The sequence below is a fragment of the Longimicrobiaceae bacterium genome (assembly GCA_035696245.1).
In the GTDB taxonomy this organism is placed as follows: Bacteria; Gemmatimonadota; Gemmatimonadetes; order Longimicrobiales; family Longimicrobiaceae; genus DASRQW01.
The window spans coordinates 1-18,819 of record DASRQW010000239.1; the positions used below are offsets into that span (position 1 = coordinate 1).

General features: G+C 69.2%; 14 protein-coding genes. 2 read left to right on the forward strand and 12 right to left on the reverse strand.

The features are described 5' to 3' along the window. Positions 1 to 358 precede the first annotated feature (358 nt). From VFE05_11410 to VFE05_11430, 5 genes are all read right to left on the reverse strand, one after another. Positions 359 to 1,309 (reverse strand): DUF5677 domain-containing protein, encoded by a 951-nt coding sequence (locus tag VFE05_11410; protein HET6230667.1) that lies wholly within the window; start codon positions 1,307 to 1,309, stop codon positions 359 to 361. 53 nt (positions 1,310 to 1,362) lie between these two features. Further along, the gene (locus VFE05_11415) at positions 1,363 to 1,587 is read right to left on the reverse strand and encodes a DUF433 domain-containing protein (GenBank protein HET6230668.1); all 225 of its coding nucleotides are present in this window, start codon (positions 1,585 to 1,587) and stop codon (positions 1,363 to 1,365) included. 70 nt (positions 1,588 to 1,657) lie between these two features. Continuing rightward, positions 1,658 to 3,715, reverse strand: a complete 2,058-nt coding sequence (locus VFE05_11420; GenBank protein ID HET6230669.1) for a transglutaminaseTgpA domain-containing protein — start codon at positions 3,713 to 3,715, stop codon at positions 1,658 to 1,660. Then, the gene (locus VFE05_11425) at positions 3,712 to 4,863 is read right to left on the reverse strand and encodes a DUF58 domain-containing protein (GenBank protein ID HET6230670.1); all 1,152 of its coding nucleotides are present in this window, start codon (positions 4,861 to 4,863) and stop codon (positions 3,712 to 3,714) included. Before VFE05_11425 ends, VFE05_11420 begins: the two co-directional genes overlap by 4 nt. Positions 4,864 to 5,213: 350 nt before the next feature. After that, positions 5,214 to 6,188 carry a MoxR family ATPase gene (locus VFE05_11430; protein ID HET6230671.1) on the reverse strand — a complete coding sequence of 325 codons (975 nt, stop codon included), beginning with the start codon at positions 6,186 to 6,188 and terminating at the stop codon, positions 5,214 to 5,216. Positions 6,189 to 6,599: 411 nt separating this feature from the next. On the opposite strand from VFE05_11430, the gene VFE05_11435 reads away from it, so the two are divergent. Together VFE05_11435 and VFE05_11440 are read left to right on the forward strand one after the other, a co-directional pair. Continuing rightward, a complete protein-coding gene (locus VFE05_11435) occupies positions 6,600 to 7,298 on the forward strand; it encodes a murein L,D-transpeptidase catalytic domain family protein (GenBank protein ID HET6230672.1) in 699 nt (232 codons plus the stop codon). 209 nt (positions 7,299 to 7,507) lie between these two features. Continuing rightward, complete coding sequence (locus VFE05_11440; protein HET6230673.1) at positions 7,508 to 8,683, forward strand: M12 family metallopeptidase; 1,176 nt, start codon at positions 7,508 to 7,510, stop codon at positions 8,681 to 8,683. 246 nt (positions 8,684 to 8,929) lie between these two features. On the opposite strand, the gene VFE05_11445 is transcribed toward VFE05_11440, so the two are convergent. The 7 genes from VFE05_11445 to VFE05_11475 form a co-directional block, all read right to left on the reverse strand. After that, the gene (locus VFE05_11445) at positions 8,930 to 10,681 is read right to left on the reverse strand and encodes a GMC family oxidoreductase (protein HET6230674.1); all 1,752 of its coding nucleotides are present in this window, start codon (positions 10,679 to 10,681) and stop codon (positions 8,930 to 8,932) included. 88 nt (positions 10,682 to 10,769) lie between these two features. Beyond that, complete coding sequence (locus VFE05_11450; GenBank protein ID HET6230675.1) at positions 10,770 to 12,914, reverse strand: hypothetical protein; 2,145 nt, start codon at positions 12,912 to 12,914, stop codon at positions 10,770 to 10,772. A 40-nt stretch (positions 12,915 to 12,954) separates the two neighbouring features. Then, the gene (locus VFE05_11455) at positions 12,955 to 14,523 is read right to left on the reverse strand and encodes a patatin-like phospholipase family protein (GenBank protein HET6230676.1); all 1,569 of its coding nucleotides are present in this window, start codon (positions 14,521 to 14,523) and stop codon (positions 12,955 to 12,957) included. 325 nt (positions 14,524 to 14,848) lie between these two features. After that, positions 14,849 to 15,799, reverse strand: coding sequence for an acetoacetate decarboxylase family protein (locus VFE05_11460; protein ID HET6230677.1), 951 nt, complete (start codon positions 15,797 to 15,799; stop codon positions 14,849 to 14,851). A 67-nt stretch (positions 15,800 to 15,866) separates the two neighbouring features. Further along, complete coding sequence (locus tag VFE05_11465; GenBank protein ID HET6230678.1) at positions 15,867 to 16,922, reverse strand: hypothetical protein; 1,056 nt, start codon at positions 16,920 to 16,922, stop codon at positions 15,867 to 15,869. Between the two features lie 503 nt (positions 16,923 to 17,425). Then, on the reverse strand, positions 17,426 to 18,133 hold the full coding sequence (locus tag VFE05_11470; GenBank protein ID HET6230679.1) for a GNAT family N-acetyltransferase: 708 nt from the start codon (positions 18,131 to 18,133) through the stop codon (positions 17,426 to 17,428). Between the two features lie 14 nt (positions 18,134 to 18,147). After that, positions 18,148 to 18,819: amidohydrolase family protein (locus VFE05_11475; protein ID HET6230680.1), on the reverse strand; the 672-nt coding region annotated here is incomplete at its 5' end.

Genomic DNA, 18,819 nt, shown 5'->3' on the forward strand with positions numbered 1-18,819 from the left:
CCTCCACCACGTACACCACACTCTGCCGGTAGACGACCTCTACCTCGTACCTCTTCTGCTCCATGCCGCATCTCCCGGTTCGTTCGCCCGCTCTCGGGCTTCTCGGAGCCGCGCTGCGCGCCCTCCGCCCCACGCCCGCCAGCACAATGCGAGGATCGTGCACACCGCGTACGCCCTGAAGTATGTAAGAAGCGGCGGTGATGCGCTACCAACCCAATCCCGCAGAGCTCTCGGATACATACAACCGGTACTCACCACGCCTGCTGCGGGGGAAAATTGGGTGATGGAGCAGTCATTAATCGGTGCCATATAACGTTTACCCTACACCACCAAGCAAAGACTTGGCACCGGCGCTATCCTAAGAGGTTGTGGGACCCAGAACGAGCCATGGATTGAACATCTTGGTCGCACGATACTGAAGCACTGATAGTGGATGTACATCCTCAACACTACCGTCGGCTCCAGTGGTACGGACATTTGCAGGATAGTTCTCATAATCCCGATCATGAACATACAATTCCAAGACTTCGAGAAGGGTGATAACCATCGTTGCCAACTGTGGCAGTAGGCGGGACGGTTCGCGTTGGGTCAGAGGTTTCAGGATTAGATTACCGTTCCTGATGTCAAGGAAATCAAAATCTAAATTGGTAACGTGAACGAAGGGGGATAAAAGCGCATACATACGTCGATAGTCATCCTGTGCGCCCACCGCAGCAAATGCATCCTCAACGTTGGGAAATCCATGCCAGTGCTGGCTTGTCTTCACAGCTTCCCGCACCTCGTCAAATCCTGGTGATGAGAAGTACTCCTTGAATGCCTTGGTCTGGCTTTTCGTGTACCCAAACCACTCCGGTGAAGATTGTAAACGAACTCGACTGGTATCATCTTTCAAAACACTGGTCCCATATCGTTGAGCAGCCAAATAATGAAATGCCGCCAACCGCGAGGCCATTATGTCTTTTGAATCACCCGTAACCAGTTGGAGAGTTACACGTATCTCCAGCAAAATCCGAACGAGAGAGAATCCCGATTCTTGCAGGCCTTTCGCAAACAGATGCCGGACGCTTTCCGCTGTAACCAGTGCTCTCCGCAACAATGCCGAAGATACCGAGTCGCGAAGCGCGCGTGTAGAGCGAAGTGGCAGCGTTTCTAAGATATGACTCCCATGGTCAATTACCGACTTGGTGAACAGCCAGATCTCTGAAGGACCTTCGAGTATCGCTGGAAATTCCCGGGCGAAGAGGTCGGACTCCCGTATCTCGCCTTGAAAGTCGAACTGCGGCGGTTCTGAATTTGAGTGATCTGTCATTGCCACCCACCTCTCGAGGTAGTCGATTACGAGCTACAGCGGAGATATGACCCCTACGGTTGAATACAACGGTACACCAGATCAGCGCCTCCTTCACCTTCGAGGGCGGCGATCGCCTGCTCGTGCGTCACGCTCGGGAAGTCGTCCAGGAACTCGTCCAGCGGATGCCCGGCTTCCAGGTAGTCGATGAGGTTCTTCACGGGCACCCGCGTGCCGACGAACACCGGCATCCCGGCAAGGATCCCGGGGTCGCTGTGGATGACCGTTCGCTGGCTCATTGAAATCTCCGGGTTGGATGGGACCGCATCCTCCAAAGTACACGAGGCGTCCGCCGGGTCCAAGCGGCGCCTACCGCGCCACCAGCCGCGGATCGCGCCGCGACGCACGCAGTTCCGCCCGCACGGCCGACATCGCCGCCTCCATCTCGGCCCTCCCTGCATCCCCGATCTGCTGGCCTGCGAAGCGGGCGCGGAGGTAGAGGTCGATGAGGCGGGCGGCATCTTCCGCGCCCGGCGCGTTGGCGGCGCGGAGGCGTTCGGCGAAGGCGAGCGGGGTCTCGCCGGGCGGGCACGGGTAGCCCGCCCGCTCGTACGCGCGGCGCAGGGCCACGTACGTGCGCGCCTCGGGCGTGAGGTGCGCGCGGGGGCGGCGGCGGAGCAGCCAGAAGATGGCGGCCAGCGCGACACACACCCCCAGCACCACGGGCAGCGACGGGCGCGGAAGCTTGCCGGTGCGCCGCGGCCCGGCGTTGCGGCTTCCGGAGAAGAAGTCGCCCGCGTCGCGCAGAAGTCCGAGCTGCCGGTCCAGGTTGTAGTCCAGCACCCACTTGGTCCAGCGGTGCTCCAGCCCGTCCAGCCAGAACCGCGCGGGCGCCGCCCACGCATCGCTGCCGTGGCGGCGCAGCGCCTCGCTGCGGCTGGCCTGCGGCGTCGCGTCGAACGGCACCCATCCCACGTCCGGGAACCAGACCTCGGTCCACGCGTGCGCGTCGTTGCCGGTGACCACCAGGTAGTCGCCGTTCGGGTTCCACTCACCGCCCAGGAAGCCGGTCACGCTCCGCGCGGGGATCCCCTCCTCGCGCAGCAGGACCGTGAGCGCGGACGAGAAGTACTCGCAATGCCCGCTGCGGCGGCGGAAGAGGAAGGCGTCCAGCGTCGCAGCTTCCGGGTTCGCCGGCAGGTCGAGCGTGTAGGTGAAGGCGGACATCAGCCAGCGCTGCACCGCCTGCACCTTCGCCAGCCGCGTCGCCTGCCCCGCCGTGAGCGAGTCCGCCAGGCGGGAGATGCGCGCCGGCAGCGGCGGGAGCTGGAGGTACGGCGTGCCCTCCGGCGGCGCCGCGTCCGACGAGGCGGCGAGCATCGCGTCCGGCGGCCGCGCGGCGGCGGAGACCACGGAGTAGACCGGCTCGTCGCTGCCGAAGAAGACCACGTCGCCCGCCCCGTCGCGGAGCGTGCGGATGGCGGAGCGCGGACGCACCTCCACCACCGGATGCAGCCCGAAGAGCACCCGCGCGCCCGGCGGACCGCCGTAGATGCGCTGCACGCGCGGCGGCCCGCCCCACACGGCGCGGTACTCCCAGCCCGCGGGGGTGGACTGCGGCAGGCCCGGCGTGCTGGACCAGCGCGTCCCGTCGAACCGGTCGAACGAGCGCCCGCGCCAGTACAGCTCGGATATGGGAGGATGCCGCCCGTCCGCCATCTCCGCGCGGAAGGCGACCGTCGGGTTGGGCGAGATGCGGTCGCCGTACTCGCCGATGGACACCTCGTCGCCGAAGCCCGCCATCACCTCGCCGCCGGCACCCGCACGGCCGTGCACGTTCCACTGCCGCGGCAGGCGCGGGAAGATGACGAAGAGGACGACGCTCACGAGCACCGTGACACCGGAGAGCGCGACCGTAGCCGCCAGGAACGGCCGGCCCACGCGGATGTCGGCCACGTGGAAGCGCTCGGCCTGGCGGCGCAGGTAACCCACCATCATCCCCACCGTGGCGAGGACGACGTACGCGACGAAGGCCCCGGCGAAGCCCACGCCGGGGTAGTACGCGGTGGCCGCGATCAGCAGCGCGAACGAGAGCGAGTAGAGCCGCATGTCGTTGCGCGCGTCCAGCGAGCGCAGGCTCTCGGCCACCAGCAGGAAGAGCAGCATGGCCAGCACGGCGGGCATGAAGTCCGCGACCAGCACGAAGGCCACGTACAGCATCCACGCGCACAGCGCCAGCACGCCCAGCCGCGACGCCCGCTCCACCCACACGCTCCCGCGGGCGTCCGGGTGCCAGAAGAGCGCGAGCCCCAGCCCCGCGGTGGACGCCAGCACCATCGGCAGCGGCCCGGCGCCGGCCGCGAAGGCGCCCAGCGCGGCCAGGGCCATCCCGGCGCACAGGCGGCGGTGCAGCAGGGCGAGCCTCATCGCCCGCCCCTCTCCGCCGTGAACACGTCGCCCCACCCGGGCTCCGCCGCGGCGAGCGGGGTCACGAGCACGCACTCGCGCGCGGGGACGGGCGGGTCCAGGCGCGGCGCGGAAGCGCGGAAGCGGGCGCGGGCCAGCGCCTCCAGCACGCGCTCCAGCTGCACGGGCCCGGCGCCCGGCGCCACGCGCGCCTCGGCCGTGGCGAAGCCGAACGCCTCCCCCCGACGCATGGCGGCGGATGCGAGAGAGCCCGCGATCTCCGCCGCCGTCTCGGCCGCGTCCTCGTCGGCAGCGCGCAGCTCCAGGCAGATCCACAGCGCCTGCGAGCGGTCCCGCTCGTACTCGCGCACCACGGGCTCGCCCAAGCGCGCGCTGGTGCGCCAGTGCACGTCGCGCGGGTCGTCGCCGGGCCGGTACGGCCGCAGCCCGCGGTACTCGCCGCGCGCTCCCGCCGCGCCGGAGAACGTCTCCCCCGCCCGCCGCACGCGCTCACCGGACGGCCGCGGCTCGCGCACGGGACGGTCGTGGCGCGGCCAGACGACGACCTCGCCCGCGATCTCCAGATCGCGCTCCTTGCGGAAGAGGCCGAACGGGAACGACGTCGCCATCACCACCGTCCGCAGCGGATAGACGCCCCGCTTGGTCCACTGCGCCTCCGCACGCCCCGTCGCCACCGCGTCCGCGGCGACGACGGGCAGCCACGCGCGGCCAGGCATCCCCTCCTCGCCCACCTCCACCGCGAACGACGGCATCCTCCGCTTCCGGTTGTGCAGGTCGTAGCCGATGCGCGCGGGGTCGCCGGCGGTGGCGGCGCGCGGCGGCCTCCGCGTCACGTCGACCGACCGGATCATCTGCTCGCTCAGCCAGCCGCTCAGCGTGATGAAGCCCAGCATGGCGCCCAGCAGCAGGAAGAGCAGGTTGTTTCCCGTGGCGATGGCCGCCACGCCCAGCAGCAGCGCCCCGCCCGTGAACATCGCCCCCGACCGCGCGAACCGCAGCCGCCGCGGCGGACGCAGCAGCCGGCGCACGCGGGCGCGGAAGGTGATCGGAGCGGGAGAGGGAGCGGTCGGCAGCGGCACGAGGCGGTTGTACGCGTGGAGGAAGATGGTGGGTGACGGCGAGGCCCCCTCCCCCAGCCCCTCCCCCAAAACTGCCTGGGGGAGGGGAGCCTGTTTGGGGTGGGCGGGAGGCCGGTCGCGAATCAAGTTATTTAGAGACAGACACTTAAGGACCAGCCGTGACTACCTGACCCTCAAGCCGAACCGAACCGAACCGAACCGAACCGAACCGAGCCGAGCCGAGCCGAGCCGAGTCGAGTCGGGAAGCTACGCACGCCCGAAAGTCCCGAGCCTCGAATCAGTTCCCCCGCGGCAGCCGAGACCAGCCCTCGCCTGCCGTGACCCACGAGCGAAATCGCGCACACCCTTCCAGCCAGCACGAACCAAGCTCCCCTCCCCCAGGCAGTTTTGGGGGAGGGGCTGGGGGAGGGGGCAGCCCTTCACACCGGCACCGCGATGCCCGTCACGATCTCGTCCAGCACGGCGACGGCTTCATCGTAGGCCTCGCCGGTGGCGGCGGAGGCGCCGGCGGGGAGGAGGCGGTGGGCGAGACAGGGGACGGCGAGGCGCTTCACGTCGTCGGGCGCGAGGAAGGTGCGCCCGTCCACGAGCGCGTAGCCGCGAGCGGCGCGGAAGAGCGCGATCGCGGCGCGGGTGCTGGCCCCCGCGCGCAGGCGCGGCTCGTGTCGCGTGGCGTGGACGATCGCCATCAGGTAGTCCAGGATCGACCCGTCGGCGTGAACCGTGTCGACCTGCTCCTGGAGGCCCAGCACCTCGTCCGGCCCCAGCACCGGCCGGATGCGGTCCGTGGGGTCGGCGCCGCCGGTGGACTGGAGCAGCACGTTGCGCTCCTCGTCCGCGTTCGGGTAGCCGATGCTCAAGCGCATCATGAAGCGGTCGAGCTGGCTCTCGGGCAGCGGGTAGGTGCCGTGCTGCTCGAGCGGGTTCTGCGTGGCCATCACCAGGAACGGGCGCGGCAGGTCGAAGGTGCGCTCGTCGATGGTCACGCGGCCTTCCTGCATGGCCTCCAGCAGGCCGCTCTGCGTGCGCGGAGGGGCGCGGTTGATCTCGTCCGCCAGCACGACGTTCGTGAAGATGGGGCCCGGGCGCGTCTCGAACTCGTGGGCGCGCGGGTTGTAGATCGACACGCCCAGCACGTCGCTGGGCAGCAGGTCGCTGGTGAACTGGATGCGGCGGAACTCCAGCCCCAGCGCGGCCGTGAGCGCGCGCGCCAGCGTGGTCTTGCCCACGCCGGGGATGTCCTCGAACAGCACGTGCCCGCGCGCCAGCAGCGAGGCGAGCGCCAGGCGCACCGTCTCGCGCTTGCCGCGGAACACGGTCTCCACCTCGTCCACCAGCCGCTCCAGCAGCCGCAGGTCCACGGGCTCGGAGCTGGCCGGAAGCGCATTCAGCATGGGGTCCACGGGTGCCGGGTTAGATGTGGGGTGTGCCCGAAACGTAGACACAACCCGCCGAACGGACCAGTGGCACCCAGCTTCATACCCAGCACGCCTCGCATCGTACAATCCGCGGCGTGACGAGCGGGAGATGACGTCCGGCATCGGACTCGCCGCTGGGACGCTGGCGCCGGATCGCCAGTGTCCGCACCGCAGCGCGCTTCCGATGATTGGCGGATTGGGAGTGGTGTGGAGTCGGCGTCGTGACACATCTTCCGAGAGGCCGTGCGGATCCGCTCGCCGGTCGATGCGCGGCGCGCATCGGTTTCGTGGATCCACATCTTCGCCGGCGGACGCGGTCACTCCAGCCGCGGGACAGGCGCTGCGATGCGGATCGTCCTTCCTCCTCCTCCCAACCACGAGGTCTGCATGGCGAACGAATTCGATGGGTACGAGCGGCTCTCCGATCCCGACGACCACTCCGAGGGCATCGAAGACGAGCATGCGGGCAGCGTGGCAACTGCCGGCGACGAGGTGAATCGCGATTTCCCTGCGGGCGCGCTGGGCATCACCGGGTTCACGGGCGGCGACGCGGGCGACCCCCTCACGCACCTTGATCCCAAGGGCGTCGTCGCACCCAAGCTGCTTGCGCAGGCGGTGGAATTCTTCCGGACACACCGGGCCAAGTTCGCCAACCAGGCCGTCATCTCTGTGTTGGACTACTCGCTCCCGTCCAGCAAAGGGCGCTTCCACGTGATCGACCTGGCGAGCGGCGAGGTGTGGTCACTTCACATGGCGAACGGCAAGGGCTCGGAGCCGGACCACGACGGCATCGCGCACCACCTGGGGAACGTGCCCGGCAGCAACATGAGCTCAGTGGGCTTCGTGCGCACGGCTGAGACCTACGAGGGCAAGCACGGCCTGTCGCTGCGTCTGGACGGGCTGTCGCCCACCAACTCCAACCTGCGGACGCGGGCGGTAGTGGTGCACGGCGCCTCGTACGTCACCGACCGGGACGTCATCCAGGGCCGCAGCAACGGCTGCCCCGCCGTGCCGAACGACCAGGTGGGCAAGCTCATCGGCAAGATCAAGGGCGGCAGCTTGATGTACTTCGGGCCCCTCCCGTAACCGTACTCTCACACCGAGCGCACGATGCCCCGCCGCTCCCGCCAAGCCGCGGGGCATCGTGCGTTCGTCTCGCCTGTCGTGACGGCGACCGAGGGCAGTGTTTTCGCCGCTCCGAAGTTGACCTCGTGAGAACACATGATGTATTATTCTGCGGAAAATGTGCGGATCACCTTCCGCGCCCCATCCTTCCGAAACTCTGGAGGCCCGCTGTGAACCGCATCCGCTCCACCGCCCTGCTCGCCGCGTTCGCGCTGCTGGGCGCCTGCCAGGACAACAGCACCGCACCGGCGTCCGTCCAGACTCCGGCTCTGGCCAGGAACCATCCGTCCGAGGGCTACGCGACGCCCGGAGAGGTTCGCACGGGCTACATCTCCGGGCCGGACGGACGGCCGATGAAGATCACGTACGAGGTGCACGACGGGCTGGCGGTGTGGCAGGGAGACATGATCCTCGGTCCGGCATCCGGCATCGCGAAGACGGCGGATGAGCTGACGCCGGCGGGTGGTGCGCGGCGCGGCGTGGTCATCAACACGGCGGGCAGCCGCTGGCCCGGCGGCATCATCCCGTTCGTGATCGACGCGGGGCTCCCGAACCAGGCGCGCGTGAACGACGCGATCGCGCACATCGAGGCCAACACCGACATCGTGGACTTCGTGCCGCGCACCACGCAAGGCGACTACGTGCGCATCGTCTCGTCGCCAGACGCGTGCTCGGCGCCGGTGGGGCACGTGGGCGGAATCGAGACGGTGAACCTGGCGGCGGGCTGCACCACGGGCGCCACCATCCACGAGCTGCTTCACATCACCGGCATGTGGCACGAGCAGAGCCGGTGCGACCGCAACACCTTCGTGCAGATCAACTTCGGTAACATCCAGGCGGGCCGCGAGCACAACTTCGACAACTACTGCACCAACGCGGTGGACGTGTTCGCGTACGACGAGGGCTCCATCATGCACTACGGGCCGTTCGACTTCTCCTCGAACGGACAGGCGACCATCACCTCGCTGCGCGGGCTGGCGGGGATGATGGGGCAGCGCAACGGGATGAGCGCCATCGACCGGCAGACGGTGGACTGGATGTACCCGCGCCCGTTCTCGGCCAGCATCTCCGGCAAGCAGAACGTGGCGCTGCACGAGTCGTCGCTCTACACGGCCGGCGTGGCGGGCGGCACCGGGCCGTTCACGTACGAGTGGCGCTCGCGGCAGAGCGGCCCGTCCACCTCGGGCACGTGGTCGGGATGGTTCAGCACGGGAAGCACGAACAGCACGTACGCGTCGATCAACTCGTGCGGGCTGAACACGAACTACCTGGAGGTCCGCGTCACCGACGCCACCGCGCGCCAGACCACGGGCAGCTACACGATCTTCATCACCAACCCCTGCTGACCGCCGTCTCCTGGCGAGATGAAGATGAGGTCGATCGAAAGACTGTAGATGGAGGGACGATGGTGCCCCGCCGCTCGGTGAGCGGCGGGGCACCGTCACACTGCGGCACCGTGTCTCCCGATCAGGACCGAGCCATACCGTCCCATCGCCATCGCCCCGTCGTGCACGCAACGCCGCACATCCGCCAAAAGACGAAGCGCCCGCCGCGGAATCCGCAGCGGGCGCTTCGTACATCAACCGAATTGCTTACGCCGTCGGCTGCTTGGCCGGGACGTCCGCGTCGAACACCTTGAGCGCGGGGACCTTGCGTCCGCGCTTCTCGATCAGCCGGTCGGCGAAGCGGTTCGCCATCGCGGCGATGGTGAGCGACGGGTTGGCGCCCACCGGGCCGGGCATCACGGAGCCGTCGGCCACGTACAGGCCGGGGTGGTTGTACACCTCGCCCCACTCGTCCACCACGCCCTCTTCGGCGTTGCGGCCCATGGGGTTGCCGCCCAGCGGGTGCACGGTGATCACGCGCTTGCCCAGGTACCAGATGGGGTTATCCACGAAGTCGGCGTCGAGGTGCTTGGCGATGGCCTTCATCGTCTTCTGCATCCGCCCGAAGTACTCGTCCGAGCCGCCGATCTTCCAGTCGCTCTCCAGGCACTCGCCGTCCAGGAAGAGCTTCCCGTCGGGCAGGTCGCGCCCCATCCCCAGCATCGGCACGCTGCTGGTGGAGAGGGTGCAGGCACCCAGCAGGTCCGCCACCTGCTTGCCGATGTTCGTGGAGTGCCCGATGCCCAGCGCACTCTTCAGCCGCGCCAGCCCGAAGTGCAGGCCGCGCTTCACCAGGCCCGCGCGGTTGCCCGTCTCCAGCAGCCAGTTCGCGAAACCGGGGTAGCCTGCGTCCTCGATGTAGAAGCCGCGGCCGGTGTGCGGCGCGCCGTCGGCCGCGTCGCCCATGCGGATGGCGCTGGTGATGACGGGGCCGAAGCTGCCGTTCAGCTCGCGCGGCACCTTCTTGCCACCCACGGTGTGCTTCGCGTTCATGGCGAAGGTGAGCAGGTCGCCGTTGCCGCAGTAGTGCGTGCCCAGCACCTTCGGGTTCACGCCGGGGAAGAACGCCCGGTTGCGCATCATCAGGTTGGTGCTGCCGTACGTGCCGGCGCCGAGGACGACGACGTCCGCCGTCACCACCGTGCGCTTGGCCCCGCTCGGAGTCGCCTCGCCCAGCGTGTGCTCCACGTACTGCACGGTGTAGCCGCCGCCGCTGGCATTGGGGAAGAACTCCTTCACCTCGGCGAGCGTGCGGATCTCCGCTCCCAGGCGCTTGGCCTCGGACAGGTACGTGTAGTCCAGCGTGTTCTTGCTGCCGTAGTTGCATCCCGCGTCGCACTCGCCGCACAGGCGGCAGGTGTAGCGCGTGCGGTCGTGCAGGTTGCGGTGCGCCTCGCGGATGGGCTCGCCGGGAATGGGGAGATCGCCCTCGTTGCGGAAGGTGACCGCCAGGTTCACCAGGTCCCAGTCCAGCCCCAGCGCCTCGGCCGCCTCGCGCATGGCGAGGGTCTTCATGGTGCCGTCGTACGGGTCATAACCCAGCGGGTACTCCTGCGCGTGCATCATCCGCTCGACCTGGTCGTAGTGCGGGTCCAGATCCTGGCGGTTCACCATCCAGTATTCCCACCCCGGCTTGCCCGGCTCGTCGCGCACGAACCACTTCTCGTCCTTGCGCAGCAGCACGTTGGCGTAGATGAGCGACCCGCCGCCCAGGCCGGACGACACCAGCGAGTCCAGGTGCTTGAACGACCACAGGTCGAACATGCCGTGCAGGCCGTCCTTGGGCTCCCAGAAGTTGCCCTTCATGCCGGCGGGGTCGCGCGGGAACGAGCCGGGGGGGAAGGGCTTGCCGCGCTCCAGCAGCAGCACGCGCCAACCCGCCTCGGCCATGCGGTACGCCATGGTGGACCCGCCGAAACCGGACCCCACCACGATCGCGTCGAAGTGCTCGTTGCTCATCTCTCGGTCCTTCCTGGAAACGTTCGGGGTCGGCGCCGGACCGGCCTCCGCGCAAACGTGCGGAGGGCCCGGCCGGGGATGGGATGGGTCAGTCGGCGACGGTGACGTGCTCCGCCGCCCGCGCCGATGCGGACTCGGCGGCCTTCGCGGCGGCGGCCTGCGCGGGCGCCGCGATGCTGAACGGGGCTTCCAGCAGGTGCGCCACCGGCTCGCCGCTCTCGCTCGCCGGTACGAAGTACGGCTGCGCGCGCGTTGCGTCCGTGTCCGGCTTGGCGTCGAACGTCCACTTCCCCTGGCGGTCGATGCCGAACGGGTACACCGTCAGCTCGCCCGTCGCGCGGTCTATGCGCATGCGCAGGAAGTTCTTGTAGCTGCCCAGGTGCTGGGCCGAGAAGGCGTCGTTGTAGTTGAGGCCCGGCAGCAGGAAGAGCGAGAAGAGCGAGGCCGCGATCCCGCCGCCCACCGCGAACATCGCCACCAGCACGGCGGCCGTGAGCGTGCCTCCGGGCGGCACGCCCAGCGCCGTGGCGGCGTGCGCGGAGCCCCACATGAACAGCAGGATGGCGAGCAGGTGCAGCGCGCCGTGCACCGGCCCAACCACGTACTTGAGCGGCGTCTTCAGCCACTTGGGCGTGCCCGGGTCCGGGTCGCAGTACACGAACGTGCCCACCACGAACAGCACGGAGAGCAGCGCCAGCGCCGGGGCGTGCGCCACCACGTTGGCGAAGTAGCCGCCCAGATCCAGGAAGCCGCGCCACGAGAATTCGGTGTCCGCAAGCTTCTGCACGAAGTTACCGCTCGTGCTCTGCAGCGTCCCTAGAAGCTGCACGGTCGTGGGGTCTCCGTCCTGTGCATTGAGCTGATTGAGCTTCTGGTCCAACTCGTACGTGCGCGTGAGGCTGGCGGCCTGGAGCATCCACGCGAACACCGCGTAGGCGCCGCCCAGGAACGCGGCGAAGGTCGGGTTGAAGAAGGGAAGCCGGATCGCGCCCAGGCGCAGCATCTTCGACTGCTTCTTGTCCGGATAGCTCTCGGTGAGCACGTAGTCGTCGCGCTCGCCGGGCGCGTGGCCGGAGTTCGGCTCCTTCTTCAGCACGATCTCCTCGTCCAGCCAGCCGGTGCCCAGCAGGTACGCGCCGCCCCCGCCCGCGGTGATCTTGTGCTTCGGCGCGGCCCGGCCCTTCGGTGCGTTCTGGTAGCGGGAGTAGTGGTGCAGGTCGCCGGTGAGGGTCAGCGCGAACTCCACGTTCTTGATCTTGCGGATCTGGCTCTCGAAGTACGCCAGGTTGTCGAACGCGTCCGCGTGCTTCTTGGTGTAGACCCACGCCGGCTCGGCCGTGCACAGGATCACCTTCTCGCCCGCCTGCATGTGCTCCTGCGCGAGGCGGCAGAAGTAGTCCAGCTGCGGCTTGTCGATGTCGGAGTGGAGCTGCACGTCGATGCCCAGCAGCCACCAGCCCTTGGGCAGCTTGGCCGCGAAGTACGAGCGCTTCTGCTCGGTGCGCCACCCGCCGATCCACCGTCCCTGCCCGAACAGGCGCGAGAAGGCGGTGAGGCCGTCGTACCAGTCGTGGTTGCCGGGCACGGCGAACAGGCGCGGCGCCTTCGCCTCGTCCTCCACCCCCGGCAGCGCGGCTTCGAACGGGCCGGCCAGGCGGTTGGCGTACTCCTGGCGCGAGGCCGTCGGATAGACCTGGTCGCCGCCCATCACCAGGATGCTGCCGCGCGGCAGGTCGCCGGCCCCCGGGGCGGCACGCGAGGCGCGGCCCTTCGCGCCTGCTTCGGCTTCGCCCTCCAGTCGCACGGCGGCGGCGCCCAGGAACCACGGCAGGGTGTACGAGCTGTCGAAGCCGTCGCCCAGGTCGGCCACGTAGTCCAGCCAGAACGGGTCGCCCGGCGCGGTGTTGCTGAAGTCGCAGAAGAGGTCCGGGTCCGCCGGCCCCTGGTCGGTGATCTCGGACGCGTGCAGCGCGGCCTGCACCTCGCGCTTGTCGGCGTACGAGCCGAACAGGTCCGATAGCACCGCGCGCACCGCCGTGTCGGAAAGCTGCCCGGGGTCCATCCACCGGACCATCTTCTGGCGCGTCCACCCCAGCTCCGCCTCGGACTTGGGCCGAGGGCGGATGCCGGACCTCTTCTTCTCGGCCGCAGGCTGCGGCGAGGAGACGACCTTCTCGATGCCGTCGATCTTGCGGGGGTGGGGCGGCTGCGCGCCGCCGTTCGAATCGCTCATGCGGTGCTTCGCTCCGTCGAGGGTTTCCGTCTCCGACCGGTCACTTGGCCTTGCCGGCGTAGCTGTTCCACAGCTCCCCGGCGAAGAACGACCCGAACTTCGCCAGCGTGCGGGGGATGTCGACCGTGCTGTCGGCGTCGATCACGCGCACGCCCGCCATCACCTTGGCGAAGTCCGCCATCCCCAGGCTCAGCACGCCCGCGCCCACGATGGGCCCCGTCTTGTCGGTGCCCTCGTGCAGCACGGTGAAGAGCGTGGTGGTGTCGCTCCACAGGTCGAAGCCGGGATCGTCCTTCACCTCTTTCCGGCCCGCCAGGTAGTAGCTCTTGCCGCCGTGGGAGAAGGGAAGCTCGTAGACCATCAGCTTCATCTTGGGGTCGTCGGCCGGCGAGAAGAGGTTGAAGACGCCCTGCCCCGCGGGAATGCCGCTGCCGAACGGGCCGAAGTCGATGGAGCCGGTGAGCGAGCCCAGGTGCTGCGGGTCGGCGATGAAGCGGTCCATGTCGCGCACCGTCACGCTGGCGTGCATGGCCAGCTCGGTGCCCTCGCGCTTGCCGCGCTCGCGGGCCGCGCGCGGGTCGGTCTCGCCGAGCACGAACGGGCCCTTCATGACCTCGTTGAAGGCGATGCCGGGCGAGGTGGGCGTGGTCATCATGAGCGTCTCGGGGGTGAAGGGAAGGCCCTGCGGGGTGCGCTCCGCCAGGTAGCGGCGCGCGTCGGCGTAGCCCATGTCCACCAGCTGCCCGAAGGTGACGCGGCCGGTGTACAGCTCACTGTCCAGCGGGAGCGGGTGCTGCGGGCGGATCAGGTGCAGGCGAACCGGCTCGCTGCGGCCGCCCGTCGCCTCGCCCCGGGCCACGCGCTCGTTCAGCTCGCCGATGGCCTCCAGGTCGCGGGCCAGCGCGCCGTTGGCGGACATCTCCAGCATCTGCACGTACAGGTTGAGCATGCCGCCCAGATAGGCGCCGGTGTTGCCCAGCACCCACACGATCCACAGCTCCTCGGCGCCGCGGCGGACCGCCTCCAGCGGGTTGGCGTCGCACACGAAGGCGCAGTCCAGGTACAGGCGCCCGTCGCGCTCCACCGGCGGCATCACCCACGGCAGCGACATGCCGGCCACGAGCATCTCCGTGTCCAGCCGCTCGTGGGGGATGGGCACCGGCGTCTTCCGCGCGTAGTCCAGCACGTTGAAGGTGCCCTGCACCCCCGTCGCCGCGCGCAGCCTGGGGATGTCGATGCCCAGGTGCGGGAAGACGCGCTTGGTGAAGCCGGCGCCGCTCGCCATCGCCGTCGCCTTGAGCGGGTCCAGGTAGCTCTCCGGCGGCATGAACGAGACGGTGTCGCACACGTCCAGCGTGCGCCAGCGCTCCGCCATCTCGCGCGGCCCCAGGCCGCTCAGCAGCATCGCCGCGTTGAGCGCGCCGCCGGACGTGGCGTCCACGTGGCCGAACGACAGCCCCTCCTCCTCCAGCGCGATCAGCACGCCCGCCTGGTAGGCCAGGCGGATGCCCCCGCCCGCCAGCACCAGCGAGCGGCGGGGCCCGTCGTAGCCCGTGGGCGGCGCCATCGGCGGCACGTGCGGAGCGGCGCCCCCGGCCAGGGCGGACACCGCGACTTTCCGTGGCTCGGTCATGCGCGTTTCAGTAGATGGGAGATGCGGATCGTCGGACACCACGACGAACCGTCAGCGGATGCGGGAGATGCAGATCGCCGGAGATGCTGGTTCGGTGAATCCGAGATGCGCGCCACGGCCTGGTAGGGGGGCACCTGCGTGTGCCTCCGCCTCTCCGCCGCGATGCCGTGCAGGATCCGAGACGATGTCGCGGCCGCCGCGGGCCGCCACGCCGGCCGGCCTCTACCGGATGAAAGGTCCGCGTGGGGCGGCGGGCGACCGTCGGGAATCGCTCGACGGACGCACGTCCGCCGATGCCCCGCTACTCGGCGGATGCGGCGGCGGGCTCGCCGACGACGGAGGCGCCGGAGCCGAGGTTCACGCGTTCGCGCTCGCGCGCCTGGGCGGCGGCCTCCTCGCTGCCGGGGGGCGCCAGCCAATCCTCGCTCTGCGGCAGGTCCACCACGCTCTCCAGGCCCTCGGGCTCGACCGTGGGCGCCTGATCGTAGCCGATGAACCATGCCTCGATGTGGTCGTCCAGCGTGCCCGCCGTCTCCGGGAAGTAGCCGGCGAACAGCGCGCCGCCGATCTCCAGGTCGCGCAGCGCCTGCGCGCGCGGGTGATCGCCCAGGACGATGCGCGCGTCGTCCTTCTTGAACATCGAGAAGCCCAGCTTGCCGCGGAAATAGATGTCGCTCTTCATCAGCATGCCGCGGAAGGCGCACCAGTTCACCGCGCCCGCGCTCATCGGCAGCCACGCCTTCGCGGGCTTCTTCACCTCCACCCGCATCACCATCTTGCCGTCCAGGTCGTACCGCGACGTGACCCACTCGTCGCCGATGATGAAATCCAGGTTGGCCTGGTGCTTGGGCATCCCCCAGATCCCCTTCCCGCCCTTCACCGACACGAGCGACGACACCGGCAGGTCGAACACGTACTGCCCGGTGCCGAACGTCTTGCGGAAGATGCCCGCCAGCGGCAGCGGCACGGGCCGCGAGCCGCGCGTGCAGGCGATGCCCACGCTGTACTCCACGTACTTGCCGATGTTGGTCTCGCGGTAGTCGATCACCGTCACCAGCAGGAAGCCGGTGCGGCCGCGGCGCAGGACGTGGATCTCGTTGCCGGGGATCAGCTTCTGCGCGGCGTCGGCGTTGATGGGGAAGGCCGCCATCAACGCGGGGCTGCGCTGCGACGCCACCGGCAGCGTGAAGGGGATGCCGTCCACCAGCGAGTGGAGGCCGGCCATGCGGCGGATGCGGCGGGGAATGGCCAAGGCGGCCTCCTTTGCTGCGGGTGAGGGGGAGATGCGGGGCGGCCCGTGTATCCGGTGCCGCGGCGGGTCAGGCGGGGCGGTCCAGCTCCTCGATCATCAGCGGAAGCACATCGCGCCCCGCGTCCTTGCCCATGAACACGTCCAGGTGCGCATAGCCGGGGATCACGTGCAGCGTGTCGCGCCCGTCCGGGCGGTGGCCGCGGAACCAGGCGTGGGTGCGGCGCTGGCTCTCGGCCGTGAAGCAGCGGTTCAGCTCGCCCGCGAAGAACGAGAAGCGCGCGTCCGTCTTCGGCGCCTGGGCGGTGAAGTCCGCCGGCAGCCCCGGCGTGCGTCCGTTGGAGACGAGGTGCCCCGCGCGGATGCACTTGCCGATCTGGCCGAAGAACGTGAGCGGCACCGCGCCGAACTCCGCCGAAAGCCAGTTGTGTGTGGCGTCGTTCAGGTTCTCGTGGCGCCACAGCGTGGGGAAGCCCACGCCATAGGTGAAGCTCGCCCAGCGGCAGACGATGTTGTCGCACTCGTGGTGTGTGGCCTTCACGAACCCGGTGAGCGCCTTCTGCAGGAAGTTGCCGGGGTTCACGCCCCACTGCGGATTGAGGTACTGCGTGAGCATCGCCGTGGCCGGCACCGCCACCTTGTGCTTGAGCCCGGCGACGGGCGGGACGACGGGATGCAGCGACACCGCGTTGCTCACGATGGTCGTCACCTGCGGCACCAGCCCCGCCACGGCGGACATCATGAAGCTGGTGGAGCCCTGGCAGTGGATGACGGCCTTGACCTCGCTGGCGCCCGTCTCCTCCACCACCTTGCGGACCGCGAACGGGTGGTCGTGCACCGCCACCTGGTCCAGCGTCCACCGGTTCGGCTCGAAGTCTATGCTGGCGCGCCAGTTCTCCATCCACACGTCGTAGCCCGCGTCCAGTAGCAGGTCCACGATGCTGGTCTGCACGGGGGCGCGGAAGATGTTGGCGCGCACGCCGGCACCGTGGACGAGCAGGACGGGGCCCTTCGTGGGCGCCGAACCGGGACGCGTGACGTGGACGAGGTTCAGCAGCATGCCGTCGCCCGCGGTGAACGGGACGACGCGGTCCTGCGTGGGGGCTGCGGGGGCGGCGGTGAGCACGGTGCGCTCCGCGGGTGAGGGGATGCCTCGAGGACCATCTGTGGGGGAGCCGCCGGAGCGGCGCTGCCGTGGTGTGGCGCGGAGGGAACGGTGCGCCGTCGGCAGATGATCGCGCGGGGACCGGCTGAGAAGCCGGCTGTTTCCCGCCATACCGGCATCAATTCTATCCTTTGCGCCGGATTGCGCAAGTGCCGCTACGGAACACACGGCGGCTGTAAACGGATGGGTGACTGCTAGTGGACGGCTGTGCCGGGAGTGCTCATCGCCGGACCATGATGGGTCCTTGTCCGAGTGGGTTCGTGCGTGCAGATCGGCCGCCCCGCGTAGGCGGCGAAATACAAGGCGGGGCGGCAGATCATCTGCCGCCCCGCTCCGATTGTTCGCCACCGCGCCGGTTCACCAGATGCGCGTCACGCCGTACCTGTCGAAGATCTCCTCGTTCGAGACGAGGACCACGTCGCGTGCAACCCACTACCGGATCGGAAACGCGACGCCCTTTCGGTTCAATCCGCCTCCAGCTTGCCCATCTCCGACGCGAACGCCTCGTCCACGCCGATCATCACGCGCGTCTCGAGCTGGTCGAGCATGTAGCAGAAGGTGTCGCTCTGGAGGGGGAAGCGGATGCGGTAGGCGCGGCGCCAGATCGCGTAGACCAGGCTGAGCACCTCCTGCGCGGGAAGCTCGGCGCGGTGGTCCGTCACGGGCTCGCGGTACAGGACGTAGCGACCCTCGCTGCGCTGCGGCTGCCACGGATGGAAGTAGCTGAAGCCGAAGGGGATGGCCTCGCCGTGGCGGACGAGGGAGCGCAGCCACGGGCTCTCGCGCCGCACCTCACCCACGGTCCACGCCAGCTCGCGGCCGCGGGACTGCGCGTCGGCCCGGAACGCGTCCACCAGGTGCGCGCGGAGGCGCCGGCCCAGCATGCGCCCGCGGGTGTGCTCGTCCACCGCGAGGTAGGTGACGAAGCCGGCGTTCACCGTCTCCAGGTACACGCCCGCCGCCACGGCCACCGGCGCCCCATCTTCGACCAGCGCGAAGAGGTGCGGCTCGCCGCCGGACTTGAGCCCGCGGCGCCGCTCCTCCAGCTCCGACAGCAGGTCGTCCACCGGCTGCACGTCGCCGATGGCGTGTCGGATCAGCTCCAGCGCCGCTTCGGCCAGCGGGTCCCGCTCGTCCCCGATCTCCACCACCTGCCCTTCAGCTTCCCGCATCCGCCCTGCCCTCGTCAGTCGTGGTCGTCGTCCACGGCACCGCCCAGCCCGAAGAGCCGCGCGGCGTTGCCGCCCATCAGCGCCTCCATCTCCTCTTCGGTCGCGTCCAGCCCGCGGGCGAACTCCATGTAGCCGGGCATGGACGAGATGGGCCAGTCGGTGCCGAACATCAGCTTCGCCGGGTCGTTCACGTACGCCAGGACGTCGTTGATCTTGGCCGTGGCGAAGCGCTGGAAGCGCGGCGCGAACTCGCCCAGCGTGAGGCCGGAGATGTCGCCCATCACGTTGCGGTTCTTGTAGATGACCTCCATGGCGTCGGTGAACCACGGGTTGCCCAGGTGGCAGAGCACGAAGGTCACCTCGGGGTGCAGCACGGCCACGTCGTCCACGTCCAGCGGATGGGCGTAGCGGACGCGGGTGGTTGGCTCGAACGTGTCGCCGGTGTGGATCATGACCGGCACACCGAACTCCGCCGCCAGGGCGTACACCGGCGCCAGCCGCGTGTCGTGCACGTGGAACGGCTCGTAGCCGGGGTACAGCTTGAGCCCGCGCACGCGCCCCTCGAACAGGAACGCGCGCAGCTCCGGCATCTCGAACGCCAGCCGCGACACGCACACGCCGGCCACCACGTCCAGCCGGTCGTCGCTCTCCAGCGCCGCCAGCACGTCGGCGGTGCTCGGCCGGTC

Bases quoted from the DNA above. Each gene is read 5' to 3' on its own strand.
- VFE05_11415 (HET6230668.1), bottom strand. From the start codon at position 1,587: ATGAGCCAGCGAACGGTCATCCACAGCGACCCCGGGATCCTTGCCGGG.
- VFE05_11445 (HET6230674.1), bottom strand. From the start codon at position 10,681: ATGAGCAACGAGCACTTCGACGCGATCGTGGTGGGGTCCGGTTTCGGC.
- VFE05_11435 (HET6230672.1), top strand. From the start codon at position 6,600: ATGGCGAACGAATTCGATGGGTACGAGCGGCTCTCCGATCCCGACGAC.
- VFE05_11430 (HET6230671.1), bottom strand. From the start codon at position 6,188: ATGCTGAATGCGCTTCCGGCCAGCTCCGAGCCCGTGGACCTGCGGCTG.
- VFE05_11470 (HET6230679.1), bottom strand. From the start codon at position 18,133: ATGCGGGAAGCTGAAGGGCAGGTGGTGGAGATCGGGGACGAGCGGGAC.
- VFE05_11410 (HET6230667.1), bottom strand. From the start codon at position 1,309: ATGACAGATCACTCAAATTCAGAACCGCCGCAGTTCGACTTTCAAGGC.
- VFE05_11420 (HET6230669.1), bottom strand. From the start codon at position 3,715: ATGAGGCTCGCCCTGCTGCACCGCCGCCTGTGCGCCGGGATGGCCCTG.
- VFE05_11450 (HET6230675.1), bottom strand. From the start codon at position 12,914: ATGAGCGATTCGAACGGCGGCGCGCAGCCGCCCCACCCCCGCAAGATC.